General features: G+C 39.7%; 11 protein-coding genes. 4 read left to right on the forward strand and 7 right to left on the reverse strand.

The genetic code is table 11. The features are described 5' to 3' along the window. Window positions 1–185: 185 nt before the first annotated feature. The gene (locus I6E69_RS00385; protein ID WP_197120337.1) at window positions 186–1706 is read right to left on the reverse strand and encodes a carotenoid oxygenase family protein; all 1521 of its coding nucleotides are present in this window, start codon (window positions 1704–1706) and stop codon (window positions 186–188) included. A 10-nt stretch (window positions 1707–1716) separates the two neighbouring features. Next, complete coding sequence (locus I6E69_RS00390) at window positions 1717–2136, reverse strand: DUF2141 domain-containing protein (protein ID WP_197120338.1); 420 nt, start codon at window positions 2134–2136, stop codon at window positions 1717–1719. 147 nt (window positions 2137–2283) lie between these two features. Here I6E69_RS00390 and I6E69_RS00395 point away from each other — a divergent pair, with 147 nt between their 5' ends. From I6E69_RS00395 to I6E69_RS00410, 4 genes are all read left to right on the forward strand, one after another. Further along, window positions 2284–3129 carry a LytTR family DNA-binding domain-containing protein gene (locus I6E69_RS00395; RefSeq protein WP_197120339.1) on the forward strand — a complete coding sequence of 282 codons (846 nt, stop codon included), beginning with the start codon at window positions 2284–2286 and terminating at the stop codon, window positions 3127–3129. A gap of 547 nt (window positions 3130–3676) precedes the next feature. After that, a complete protein-coding gene (locus I6E69_RS00400) occupies window positions 3677–4825 on the forward strand; it encodes a hypothetical protein (protein WP_197120340.1) in 1149 nt (382 codons plus the stop codon). A gap of 410 nt (window positions 4826–5235) precedes the next feature. Next, the gene (locus I6E69_RS00405) at window positions 5236–5700 is read left to right on the forward strand and encodes a hypothetical protein (protein ID WP_197120341.1); all 465 of its coding nucleotides are present in this window, start codon (window positions 5236–5238) and stop codon (window positions 5698–5700) included. Next, entirely contained in the window at window positions 5693–6772 is a 1080-nt protein-coding gene (locus tag I6E69_RS00410; RefSeq protein ID WP_197120342.1) for a protein kinase, read from the forward strand. The genes I6E69_RS00405 and I6E69_RS00410 overlap by 8 nt, the downstream gene beginning before the upstream one ends. Window positions 6773–7376: 604 nt before the next feature. Here the strand turns inward: I6E69_RS00410 and I6E69_RS00415 are convergent. The 5 genes from I6E69_RS00415 to I6E69_RS00435 all read right to left on the reverse strand — a co-directional run bounded on the left by I6E69_RS00415 (window position 7377) and on the right by I6E69_RS00435 (window position 13282). Then, the gene (locus I6E69_RS00415) at window positions 7377–7661 is read right to left on the reverse strand and encodes an addiction module antidote protein (RefSeq protein ID WP_197120343.1); all 285 of its coding nucleotides are present in this window, start codon (window positions 7659–7661) and stop codon (window positions 7377–7379) included. Window positions 7662–7971: 310 nt separating this feature from the next. Beyond that, window positions 7972–10863, reverse strand: coding sequence for an aminomethyl-transferring glycine dehydrogenase (gene gcvP / locus I6E69_RS00420; RefSeq protein WP_197120344.1), 2892 nt, complete (start codon window positions 10861–10863; stop codon window positions 7972–7974). Window positions 10864–11038: 175 nt separating this feature from the next. After that, window positions 11039–11428 (reverse strand): glycine cleavage system protein GcvH, encoded by a 390-nt coding sequence (gcvH, locus tag I6E69_RS00425; protein ID WP_024590231.1) that lies wholly within the window; start codon window positions 11426–11428, stop codon window positions 11039–11041. A gap of 73 nt (window positions 11429–11501) precedes the next feature. Further along, window positions 11502–12584 (reverse strand): glycine cleavage system aminomethyltransferase GcvT, encoded by a 1083-nt coding sequence (gcvT, locus tag I6E69_RS00430; protein ID WP_024590230.1) that lies wholly within the window; start codon window positions 12582–12584, stop codon window positions 11502–11504. A 98-nt stretch (window positions 12585–12682) separates the two neighbouring features. Continuing rightward, on the reverse strand, window positions 12683–13282 hold the full coding sequence (locus I6E69_RS00435; RefSeq protein ID WP_002958026.1) for a hypothetical protein: 600 nt from the start codon (window positions 13280–13282) through the stop codon (window positions 12683–12685). Between the last annotated feature and the right edge of the window lie 10 nt (window positions 13283–13292).

Below are 13292 nucleotides of genomic sequence, written 5' to 3' on the forward strand. Positions count from 1 at the left end.
GTTACAATTAAATAAGGATTGCCGTGAATGCTTGTCGTTCAGATAAGAGTGTGTGGTTCCTCAAGGTTTGCTCCCTTTCGTTTACAATATGAAGTGAGTGTACTCACTCCACAAAGTGATTAAGGTCTGACATTCACAACACACTTAACAAAATAAAAGCAAACAACGTTATTTTTAATACTCTATTAAATAGACATAAAATTTCCATGAAAACCAAGTGGTATTGAATGAGGCAGCCATGCCTTACAAACAGGGCCTTCACTCACCTTACTCGCTTTAAATATATTTACACAGGTGCGCTTTGAAGGCACGTGTAAAGCAGTGCCAACTAGGTAACCATTTCCTTCTTTTTGTGAGGTATCAACCACGATGTGCTCTTCTACTAGGTATTCTTTACCATATGTAAATATATCCTGTTTCCCTGTATTAGTATTAATAACACGCACAGAGTCACTCCACACATCACTTTCAATGGAGGATAATGTAACTAAAGTATCGTTTTTTAATCCCGTTAAATGATTATAAATACGAGGAAATTCACTCACCCCTGATAAGGTTTCTTTCTTAGTTTGGCCATTTTTATATAATGTAAAAAATGTTGTTTTAGCCGGCTCAGGATGATTAATCCTACCTTGCATAATATCACTCATATAATGCAAGTTATCTAAATTTGGATAAAGGCTAGCATCAAAGCGAATATTACCTTGCTGATCTTCCCACGCATTTCCAAAGTGAAAAGCAAATCCCGGTTCGAGGTTATATTCTCTTTTTAATGTCAGCGTTTCCTTATCAACAACGAGCACTCGCATTGGTAACTGTTTAGCAAAACTAATAGCGCCAAAAAATGTATTATTAGTTTTGTCTTGAATAATAGAAGGCAAAATAATAAGTAAGTGCTTATGAGTAACTAAGAAGTCGTGCAACATGCCGCCACGGTAATTCGTTTTTAAAATATTAACTTTTTGCGTAATCCCTTGTTTACTTAAATGGTACAACACAATATCGCCAGTAGTAGTGCTACCAAAATTCCAAATAGTGCCATCGGGATCTACCTTAGGGTGAGCTGAAAATGCCAACCCTTTTAAACTACGACCATACTTAGTGTTTTTACCAAGATCAACCAACCCTTTTGTATTGAGCGTATTCGCGTCAAGTGCGGTTGCTGATCCGGCTTCCCAAAGAGCCCATAATTCACCATTTACTGGTAATACATTTATATTGGCTGTATTAATACTGTCAGGGCCAGTAACTGAACGGCTATGCTTCAATTTGCTGTCGGGGCCTGAAAATAAAAACTTCTCTGCTTGCTGCTCTTGGATAAATTTATCTGTATTAACAAATTTTGCCTGATGGGTCACCCCCTCTTCAGAAAATGAAAACTGTTGCACCATGCCATCACCTTCAAATAAATGTGAATAGCGTTGCTCCTGCCTTTGATGTATTGCAGGACCGTTTCTATAAAATGCCCCTTTAAAATCAGCTGGTATTGCTCCTTCAATCATCAGTGCCTGCGGGGGGATATTTTGCTTTAATCCAACAAAGCCCTGTAAATTTGGATTGATTAATAAAGCCTTATTAAAGCTCTGCGCGTTCTGCTTTAATAAATCACCTTCGGCCGAAGATAAATTAGCAAAAGATGGTAGCGGAGCAACCGCTGCAGCAATAGATAAGCTAAATATATTTTTAAGTACCTCTCTGCGTTCCATATCGGTGCCCTCAATAGTTAATAGTAGAGTGAGTTTTAACAGGCTGTTGAGCAACCTTAAACGACATTTGTTCATAGCTTGGAGGACCAAAATTCACAATGGCGTTATTTGAAAAACCATATCCTTCAACTGGTAAGCCAAATAAGTTGGTATCCATGCTGCCATTGTTGTTTTCATCATGAAAATAGCGAATAGCGTAATCACCTGCTTCAATGTCGCTAAACGTAACACTAACAGTGCCCTCTTTTGCTTTGACTATCGTGGAACTATAAGGCTTATTACTTTTATAGCTTTGTTTACCTTTATACAGTTGTATGTAAAGTTTTCCATGATTATGCTGAATAGATTGAATATCAAATTGCACCGTTTGTGCCGATACAGGTACTATTACTAATGTAAGTGAAAGCGCTGAAAGCTGTAATAAGTTCATGGTATTTCCTACTCCTAATAAGTTAGATTGACGGAGCCCTCTTGGCTCGTTGAAATAACAATAAGGTTAACAACCAACACCTTCCACAGCGCTTTCGTAAGCTATACAGTAAACTTCGTAAAATAAGTAAAAAAACTAGGAGTTCAATTGACGAATCGTGAAATAAACCATATTAATCAGTATGTAAGAGGGAGCTGGGATAAAGGAAGTATTTTATCTGACTGCGTGGTTGTGGCTATTTTTGTGCTTTTTTTAACGTTTCTAAAACCATTTGGTATGCATGAAATTAGCTTTTTATACAGCGGAGCTTTTTGGACAATCATTTGCTTTAGCGGCTATGTAATTTACTCACCTACAATACAAATTTTATCCGTATGGTTGTTGAAATCCTTACCTCAGCCTTATAACAATGCAGCAATTAGGCTAATTATTTCAACACTCACGGCCAGTGCCATCATGGCTCTTTTGACCCCCTTAATCATTAACCTATTTTTTAACTCGCTTGAAAATTACTGGCAATCGCTCCCCATGTCTTTTTTTGCGTGTGTATTTATTGGCGGAGTTATTGCGGGTGTAAGTTCTATAAAAAGCATCTTAATACAACAAAATAAACAGTTACAGCAAAGTGAAAAAGCACTTACTGATGAGTCTGAAAAAATCGTAACTATTCAAAATCAACAAGTAAACGACCTAATCAACGAATTACCACTAGAAAAAAGAGGTCGATTAATTTGTCTACAAATGGACGACCATTACCTAAATATAGTTACAGATAAAGGCCAGCACCTATTACTTATACGGTTTAAAGATGCTTTATTAAAATTAGAAAATTACGATGGTTTTCAAACACACCGCTCTTGGTGGGTATCGCGTGAAGCAGTTGCTGCAAGTAAAAAAGAAGGCAGAAAACTTATACTTATTATGGAAAATGGTTTGGAAGTACCAGTATCACAAACCTATTTAGCAAACGCCAAAGCAGCTTTAAAGATTTAGCTAAAAAAGAGCCTCTAGCAAACTATGAGAGCTCCACAGTTACTTAATTATCAAAGTAACTTAAGCTTTATTAATAGTAGAGGCGTCTGTTGACAACTTTGTAAAACTTTTCGAGCTATCGCCCGACGCGCCAGCAAGCAAAGCGCCTACAACCAATAGCATTGGTATTTATCTGTAGCTGAATTTATTACATTGGCTATGCGTTGGGTTTCGCTTTACTCAAACCAAACTACGGTTGCTGTCTGTCTACGAGCTTTTGAATAATGCCCGCATTACGACTCCATTTTTTAGCCGCTCGCTAATTTGCGATTTTATTAATAGAAAAACACTCTGCAGTGCAAATAAAACAGCAAGCGCTTGTACTCAATACTGCTGAAAAATAAGAAGAATAAGGCCGCACTGAGCTCCTTAGTATGTTGCAGTGTTGAATTGCATAACAAACAACAAAAGCAAATTTAAGTCGATTCAACGTTAATTGGTTGCCCTAAGTTAGCAATAGTAGGATAGTAAATTACACATAAAACAATAGCTTTATCTTAGGAGTATTATGATCAAAGTATTATTAGCGACCAGCTTAATTGCCTCTTCATTCGCTGCTTTAAGTAATCCTTTAACTGTTGAAGAACAGCGTATCAACAAAGCACAATCAGCAATGCCAAATGTTTTAAATGCATTTACCCCACAAGTATCAAATTTTGAACAACAATTTAAAGAATTAAACGACTTTAAAAGTGCAAAAACATTAGTACAAAGCTTCAGCTTTGAACTGTGGGAAAACGCAAAACAACGCATACTAAAAACCAATAACTACGACGACCGAGAGCTTTACTGGGCACGCCTGCTTTCAAGTAAAGTAATACGCACAACGTCACCTAAATTTTCAATTACGCAGGCTCAACTAAATACTTTACTAACAATGCTTGAGGACGGCAGCAGAGGCCGTACCGACCTTGCTTTTTCATCAGGCAGCACTAAAAAAATATTACTAACTGGCTTTGACCCATTTTTACTCGATAAAAACATAAACCAAAGTAATCCTTCAGGTGTTGCGGCGTTATTACTCGACGGCCAAGTTATTAATTACAACGGCATCAACGCAGAAATTAACACCGTTATGGTGCCTGTACGCTACGAAGACTTTGATCAAGGCATAATAGAGTCGCTACTTGCTCCCTACTACGCACTTAATAATGTAGACATGGTAGTAACCGTAAGTATGGGCAGAACAGAATTTGATTTAGAGCACTTCCCGGGTAAACGCCGCAGTGTAACCGCTCCCGATAATGTCAATATTGTGTATGGTGGAACGCAAACAAGCCCAGTCATACCAAAACTCAATGGCCGACCACTCCCAGGCAACGAGTTTGTAAAATTTAGCTTGCCTGTAACTTACATGCAACAAGCCAAAGGCCCTTATAAAGTTATCGACAATCATGAGGTCACCACGCTTGAAAAAACCTATAAAGCAGGATCGTACGGCGAGCTTAAAAATAGTATTGCGGTAAATGGCGGCGGCGGTGGTTACCTGTCTAACGAAATATCGTACCGAAGTATTCGCCTGCGCGATGCGCTTAATTCAAGTATACCTACAGGGCATATTCATACCCCACGTATACAACAATTCGAACCTGAAACAGAAGCTAAAATAGTAAAACAGATAAAGGCAATGCTAGCGCAAAGCTTAGTCGCGCTATAGTTTATAACAACTAGTTTAAGCGCATAAAAAAGGGCAATAATATTGCCCTTTATTTAATAGGGTTATTAGAGGCGGTTTTGCATTTTGCCTTAATCAAAAAAGGCAAAAAGTAAGGCCTGACCCTGCCGATTTTTGCAATTAGCACGAGCTTAATTTTTTAGTTTGCTAAGACTGAAAGCTAATGTGTACGTTAATAAAGCCTATAACTTCACTTTGTAAATTTGTAAGTAAAATATAGTTTCTGATTAATAAAACCTTCATATTAGACTTTTTATCATGTAACTAAATGGATTTCATACTAACCACAGGGAAGATCAAATCCTCAACTGAAAGCACATAGTAACTTAGAAAGTTTAATATTAAGCAAAACCAAAGTTTGGATATAAAAACGACTCTTAAATAAGGAAAAAATGATTCATTTATACAGAGGAACAAGCCACTATATTGCAGATGGCATTTACGAAAACGAAAACTTAAAGCGCCCACGAGTACCAAAAAATACGCCTTCATATATACATGAAGCTGCTGATAATTGGTTTAAAAATAATTTTGGCATCTGTGCTAGAAGCCAAACTATATTTTGCACACCTTGCAGAGAATATGCTTCTAGTCATTTTGAATCTGGAGGTTCACTTTTAGAAATAAGTTTAATCGGTGATACTAATAAAATAATTTATAGTGACGAAGTAAATGACTTCTTAGATCTGATTCCTAAAGAAGCGTTTGATATCAAGAGAGACTATATATTTGATATAGCCGAAAAGCTTAGCCTTGTGGACTATAAATTGGTGAGAAATATTAATGAAATACCTTCGAGCTTTATTGGAGAAATTATGTTGTTTTGTGAGCAATACAAGGTCAAAAACATTGACTGATTCAAGCTATGCATTGCTCTCTCAACTTAATTTATTGGAAATTGATAACTACAAATTCGAAAGTTCCTTAGGAGGAGGCTCAGCATTAAGCAGTTTATATTCGGATGGAAAAAACAAAATAGTTATAAAATTTCTTATATCCCCAAGAAATGACATCGAAATTGAACGTTTTAGATTAGAGTATTCAGTCTTATATGAAAACAAGATGAATAAAAATTTTGGTTTAATTCCTGATAAGGAATACCCTCACCTTTTCGGCCCTGATAGTAGCTACCCTCTACCCAAAATTGTAATGCCTTTGAAAGAACTAATTGGCAGTTCGGTTTTTTGCTTTGGTTATGAATTCGAAAAGGGAGAATTACTATCAGAGATTGCTCCCCAAAATTACTCGTTGAAGGATAAATATCTTTTATTGCATAGGCTTGCTTCAGGGTTAAGTTATTTTAATCAGAGTGGATATTCGCATAGAGATTTGCATCCAAAAAACATCTTACTTTTGGGTGACTTTAAAATGCCTAAATATGATAGAGATGGAACAGAAAATGATCCAAGAGTAAAATTTTTAGATTTGGGGAATTGTCAGTCAAATGATATTGAAGGTTCATATGTCTATGGGATTGAACGTGATGCTAATGAACAGCTAGTTTTTCAAGATAATAATAAACGTTTGTTAACGTCATTTATTTCAATGCCCCCTGATTTTTTAGAGCATGGTTCTGCAACTAAAAATTATGACTCTTGGGCATTTGGTATTTTTGCATATAGTGTATTTTTTGGTGAAATGCCTTTTGACTTGAACGACATTAGAGATGTAACAGAATTGCGACAACACTCTAAACTGCCCTCTAATGTAAAAAGTAGATTACAAGAACTTGATGATGGTCCCCATTTGATAATGCAACATCTATTGTCATGGAGAGGTGAAAATCGACCTGAAATCCACAGTATAGTTAGGCTCTTTAGTTGGCTTATTCATAGAAGTGATGAGTTTACTGAAGTTGAGTTTATCAAGCGTGTAATTCACAACGATGGCTTTGATCCTAATCATAACCCATTAGATGATATATATTAGATAATTACTCATACCGAAAATGCAGAGGGTCGAGGGTCAGGTCTTGTTTCTTGGCAAGACCGAACAGCTGCCTCACATTTAACACCCTTCCCGTCATCACGCCCTGAAAATAAGCAATTGATGAGTAATATCGCGCATGGATGCGCGATAAGGCGAAACTAGGCCATGGATGGCCTATCTTCGCCGTTTACGTTCACATCAATTGTGGTTTGAAGGATTAAGCGTGATGCTCGAGTGCGCTGAGAGGTGACGAATAACCGAAGCGCAGCTTCGCAGTATGAGGAAGTGAAGGCATGGATGCCGACAGTAACCCAGCTTCAAGGATGAATTACTTGCAGCAGAGTTAAGTTTGAAAATCTATAGCCCCGCGTTGGCTCACCAAGCCAGCGCGACAAAACCTTGAATAAGGTTTCTTATCTTTAAAAAATGCGAAACGCATTCACGTTATCGGTGATGATAACCTTAAGCACCTATTCAAATACTTATTCGGGCTGCCGCCCGCGCGCCAGCAAGCTAAACGCCTACAATAAATAACACATACTCTTGGCTTTTGAGCGAGTAAGTATATTTGTGAATTGTTGGGTTTCGTTTCACTCTACCTAGCCTATGCAACTTGTGTTGTAAGGCGAAAGTTAAGTGCTTTCATCACTTTAAAAATAGTTTCCCAACGTGGCTTGGTTTTACCGTTAACGGCTTTATATAAGCTTTCACGGTTTAACCCCGTTGCTTTAGCAATATCACTCACGCCATGTTTTTTAACTAATAAGCCAAGTGCTTCAATAAAGGTATTTGGATCATCACCAGCTAAACACTCTTCTAAAAATGTATTAATTTCTTGCTGTGTTTCCATATAGTCAAACGGGTTAAAGTCTGATGTTTGTAGCGCCATAGTAATTACTCCAATTTATTCAACTTGCTAAATAAATGTAGCCTAAAGGCTACGAGTGCACAATGTTATTTATAAATTTTGGGCTGCCACCCGCGCGTCAGCAAGCTAAACGCCTACAATAAATAACACATACTCTTGGCTTTTGAGCGAGTAAGTATATTTGTGATTCGTTGGGTTTCGTTTCACTCTACCCAACCTACGCCCATATAATTTATGGGGAATCACCACACACAAAAAAGCCGCTACATTGCTGCAACGGCTTTTTCAATTTTATAAATTCCCAATCTTTAATTGGAAATTTTAAAAATTATCAATCTCTATATGTCTCAACCGCTGGGCATGAACATACTAAGTTACGGTCGCCGTATACGTCATCAATACGTGTAACGGTTGGCCAAAACTTGTTTTTAGCCACTGCAGGCACTGGGAATGCAGCGTAAAAACGGTCGTACGCGCGGTCCCATTCGTTACCTAACACGTCGCCTTGTGTATGCGGTGCAAACACTAGCGGGTTGTTTTCGATTGACCATTCGCCAGAGATTACTTTTTCAATTTCGCCTTTAATTGACACCATTGCTTCGATAAAGCGGTCAATCTCACCTTTTGATTCAGACTCAGTTGGCTCAATCATTAATGTGCCAGCTACTGGGAACGACATAGTTGGTGAATGGAAGCCATAATCTTGCAAGCGCTTAGCTACGTCCATTTCAGTAATGCCTGAAAGCTCTTTAAGCGGGCGTAAGTCAACAATACATTCGTGAGCAACACGGTTGTTACGACCACGGTATAAAATTGGGAAGTGCTTGCTTAGTTCATGCGTTAAGTAGTTAGCATTAACAATGGCCATTTCAGTAGCTTGTTTTAAGCCCTCTGAACCCATCATGGTAATGTAAGCCCATGAAATAGGTAAAATAGCGGCTGAGCCGTAAGGCGCTGCCGATACCGCACCGTTACCGATGTTAGTACCTGGTACGTTAATTACGCTGTGGTTTGGCATAAACGGCGCAAGGTGCGATTTGACACCAATTGGGCCAACACCTGGACCACCGCCACCGTGTGGAATACAAAACGTTTTATGTAAGTTTAAGTGCGATACGTCTGAGCCAATAAAGCCAGGGCTTGTTACACCAACTTGCGCGTTCATGTTAGCGCCGTCCATGTAAACTTGGCCGCCGTGCTCATGAATAATGTCACAAATTTCGCGAATTGTTTCTTCGTATACACCGTGCGTAGACGGGTATGTGATCATGATACACGATAAGTTTTCAGACACTTCCTCAGCTTTCGCTTTAAGGTCAACCATGTCTACGTTACCGTTTTTGTCGCAGTTAACTACTACAATTTTCATGCTCGCCATTTGCGCTGATGCAGGGTTAGTACCGTGCGCAGAGCTTGGGATTAAACATACATTACGGTGTGCATCCCCGCGTGATTCGTGATATTTACGAATCGCGATTAAGCCAGCGTATTCACCTTGCGCGCCAGAGTTTGGCTGAAGTGATACTGCATCGTAACCGGTAATGTTTACTAGCCAGTCGTGTAGTTCGCCAATCATTATTTGGTAACCTTCTGCTTGATCTAGCGGGCAGAATGGGTGAAGGTTTGCAAACTCAGGCCACGTAATTGGGATCATCTCGGCAGTTGCGTTTAGTTTCATGGTACATGAGCCTAACGAGATCATTGAGTGATTAAGCGATAAGTCTTTGCTTTCTAGTCGCTTAATGTAGCGAAGCATGTCTGTTTCGCTGTGGTAGCTGTTAAAGTTTGGATGCGTTAGTACTTCGTCGTCACGTACTAAACTTGCAGGGATAGACTCGCTGCCATTTGCTTCAACGTCGGCGGCAATAGCGTCAACACTTAGGCCATGGCCTTCACCTAAAATAATATCAAATAACTCAGTAATATCGGCACGTGTTGTTGTCTCTGATACCGAAATTGAGTACTCGCCTTCGTGGTTTGTTGCAAAGTTTACGCCTTTTGCAATTGCACGTGCTATTACGTCGTCTTTGCTATCGCTTACTACTGTTAGCGTATCAAACCAAGTGCTGTGCTTAAGTGCGATGCCTTTAGCTTTAAGGCCACTTGCTAAAATATCAGCAAAGCGATGTATACGCTGCGCGATAGTTTTTAAGCCTTGTGGGCCGTGGTACACCGCGTAAAACGCGGCCATATTGGCAAGTAATACTTGCGCTGTACAAATGTTTGAATTGGCCTTGTCGCGACGAATATGTTGTTCGCGCGTTTGCATTGCCATACGTAGTGCGTCGTTACCTAAACGGTCTTTAGATACACCAATAATACGACCTGGTAATGAACGTTTGTATGCGTCACGTGTTGCAAAAAATGCAGCGTGTGGACCGCCGTACCCCATAGGTACGCCAAAACGTTGAGCCGAACCAAGTACTACGTCTGCGCCTAGTTTACCCGGTGCTTTTAATAGTAATAAACTCATTATGTCGGCAGCAACACAGGCAATGGCCTTTTTGCTTTGTACGCCAGCAATTAGGTCTGTTATGTCTACCACTTCGCCTGATGTAGTTGGGTATTGGAACAATGCGCCAAAAATGTCGTGGTTTACGGCATCTTCTGCTTTACCTACAATTATTTCAAAACCAAACTGCTCGGCACGCGTTGTTACTACGTCGATTGTTTGTGTGTGTACGTCGTCAGCAATAAAAAAGGCATTGGCTTTTTTAGCTTTTGATACGCGTTTTGCAAGGCCCATAGCCTCTGCAGCGGCTGTTGATTCGTCAAGTAGTGATGCACTTGCTAAATCAAGACCAGTTAAATCTAGGGTCATAGTCTGGAAGTTTAATAATGATTCTAAACGCCCTTGTGCAATCTCTGGCTGATACGGTGTATACGCTGTATACCAACCTGGATTTTCTAGTACGTTACGTAAAATTACGTGCGGTACATTAGTTGGGTGGTAGCCTTGGCCAATGTACGATTTGAAAACTTTATTTTTGCTTGCTACTGATTTTAAGTAGCTTAGTGTTTCAACTTCAGTACGGCTTTGTCCAACTGTTAGCGGTTGCTCTAGACGAATGCTAGCCGGTACAGTTTGGTCAATGAGCTCTTGCACACTCGATACTTCTAAAGCACTTAGCATATCGCTTACTTGTGCTGGGCTTGGCCCAATATGGCGGCGAATAAAATCTTGCTTTTGCTCTAGTTCTTCAAGAGATTTGGCGTTTGACATGTGTCCAGATTCCTATGATCCAAAAAATGTGGCTACTGCTGATGGGTAAACAGCAATAACTTAAAATTCTTATGATTTAACAGCCCACTTTGTATGGAAAAGTTAACTGTAAAATCATAAAAGCCCCGATATCTAAATAAAACACGCGGGGCTTTTAGTTATCTACAAAGAATAATTATTCTTCGTCGATAGTGTGCGAGTAACCTTCAGCGTCTAGTAAGTTATCTAGCTCAGACTCGTCAGATGCTTTAATACGGAATAACCAACCGTCGCCGTAAGCGTCGTTGTTTACCGTTTCAGGAGAGTCTTCAAGTTCTTCGTTAATAGCAACAATTTCGCCACTGATAGGTGCGTAAATGTCTGATGCTGCTTTAACTGACTCTGCTACTGCACAGTCTTCGCCAGCGTCTACTTCGTCGCCAACTTCTGGTAATTCAACAAATACCATGTCGCCAAGAAGCTCTTGCGCATGCTCAGAAATACCAACAGTAAATGTACCGTCGCCTTCACTGCGAACCCACTCGTGTGAAGGTGCGTATTTTAACTCGCTAGGAATGTTGCTCATTTTATTTGTCCTTTGGTTTATATTGGGAGGATATCAATCACTGTAATTACACTGATTGATATAACCAAATTATTTAAATTATTGATTTACCGTTACGTACAAAGCTAGGCTTTACTACTTTAACGTTGACTAATTTTTTACGCATTTCTACTTGAGCTGTATCGCCTGTTGAACGTGGTACACGTGCAAGGGCTACACTAAAACCAAGTGTTGGTGAAAAAGTACCTGATGTAATAATACCTTCACCACCATCAACAATTACTTTAGAACCGCTACGCAAAACGCCTTTTTCTTCAAACACTAAGCCAACTAGTTTGTCAGTGCTTTTTTCTGCGCGTTGCTTAACAAGTACGTCACGACCAATAAAGTCACGATCTTCTGGTTCCCATGCAATGGTCCATGCCATGTTAGCTGCAAGTGGTGATACGCTTTCGTCCATATCTAGGCCGTAAAGGTTCATACCTGCTTCTAAACGTAGCGTGTCGCGTGCACCTAAACCAGCAGGCTTAACACCTGCGTCTAGCAGTTGTTGCCATAAATCGGCTGCTTGGTCGTTCGGTACTACTATTTCGTAACCGTCTTCGCCAGTATAACCCGTTGTGGCAATAAATAAATCACCTACTTGAACACCAAAAAACGGCTTCATACCTTCAACAGCAGCTTGTTGCTCAGCATTTAAAAGAGTGGCTGTTTTTGCTTTAGCGTTAGGGCCTTGCACTGCAATCATTGCAAACTCTGGGCGCTCTGTAACAGTTACGTCAAAGTCGCTCGATACGTTAGCCAAATGCGCTAGGTCTTTTTCGCGCGTTGCTGAGTTAACAACTAGGCGGTAAAACGTTTCACTAAAGAAATAAATAATTAAGTCGTCTATTACACCGCCTTGCTCGTTAAGCATGCCTGTGTAAAGCGCTTTGCCTGGTACGGTTAATTTTGCAACGTCGTTAGCTACTAGCTTACGTAAAAATGCTTTTGCTTGAGGCCCTTCAATATCAACAATAGTCATGTGTGATACGTCAAACATACCTGCGTCGGTACGTACGCTATTGTGTTCTTCTATTTGTGAGCCGTAGTTGATTGGCATTTCCCAGCCATGAAAATCAACCATTTTTGCGCCCGCTTCTAGGTGCTTAGCATGTAGTACAGTTTTAGAAGTCATAACATTCCTTCACGTTTAAATTAACCCTGTTTAGGGCGTGGCTTAAATAGATATAAAAACAGGTAAACATTGTTATGCTCGCCTGTTGTTTTTATTCGTTATGCGGCTTCACTATGCATAAGTGCAAAGCCTTGCGCTTGCATGTAGCTTTGCCATTTTTGTAATTCTTGTTGTTTAGCTACTAATACAAAGTGTTGTTCGTCGTTTTTATCAATGGCGGTAATAAATACATCACCGCTTTGTGCACCGTAGCAAAGTTGCGCGTCAGAAAGGCGCAAACCTGGTGTTAATTTAAAAGCATTAACTAGGGTATCAAATGCGTTGTCGCCACTTAAAATAAAGCTTGCTAGGTCGGTGCGTACTACATAATCAATATCAAAACGTAATTGCTGCTCGTTTATAAGCGCTTGTAGTTGAAGGCTTGCGTTGTGTGGTAGTACGAATCTAAAGGCGGTTTCGCTAAAGTAATAAACAGCAAAACTGTAGTCAGAATTATAGTCGCCATCAAGCGTGCCTTTTAAGCCTAAACCGCTGGCGGTAAGCTTAGTTAAATCAAGGCCTAAAATAGTGCTTAAAAATACACTGGTTTCGGTGCCGCTAAAATCCATTACAACGTGATTGTTGTTAGTTTGCAAAGCGTTAGTAACCGCACTACTTGCGTTGCTGTGGCGGGCAAACATTATTGGGTTAAAAGTCATAACAAACACC

The organism is Pseudoalteromonas sp. NZS100, assembly GCF_015864815.1.
Classification (GTDB): Bacteria; Pseudomonadota; Gammaproteobacteria; order Enterobacterales; family Alteromonadaceae; genus Pseudoalteromonas; species Pseudoalteromonas distincta.

Excerpts from the sequence above, each read along its gene's own strand:
- I6E69_RS00385 (WP_197120337.1), bottom strand. The coding sequence starts at position 1,706 with ATGGAACGCAGAGAGGTACTTAAAAATATATTTAGCTTATCTATTGCT.
- I6E69_RS00390 (WP_197120338.1), bottom strand. The coding sequence starts at position 2,136 with ATGAACTTATTACAGCTTTCAGCGCTTTCACTTACATTAGTAATAGTA.
- I6E69_RS00400 (WP_197120340.1), top strand. The coding sequence starts at position 3,677 with ATGATCAAAGTATTATTAGCGACCAGCTTAATTGCCTCTTCATTCGCT.
- I6E69_RS00405 (WP_197120341.1), top strand. The coding sequence starts at position 5,236 with ATGATTCATTTATACAGAGGAACAAGCCACTATATTGCAGATGGCATT.
- I6E69_RS00415 (WP_197120343.1), bottom strand. The coding sequence starts at position 7,661 with ATGGCGCTACAAACATCAGACTTTAACCCGTTTGACTATATGGAAACA.
- gcvP (WP_197120344.1), bottom strand. The coding sequence starts at position 10,863 with ATGTCAAACGCCAAATCTCTTGAAGAACTAGAGCAAAAGCAAGATTTT.
- gcvH (WP_024590231.1), bottom strand. The coding sequence starts at position 11,428 with ATGAGCAACATTCCTAGCGAGTTAAAATACGCACCTTCACACGAGTGG.
- gcvT (WP_024590230.1), bottom strand. The coding sequence starts at position 12,584 with ATGACTTCTAAAACTGTACTACATGCTAAGCACCTAGAAGCGGGCGCA.
- I6E69_RS00435 (WP_002958026.1), bottom strand. The coding sequence starts at position 13,282 with ATGACTTTTAACCCAATAATGTTTGCCCGCCACAGCAACGCAAGTAGT.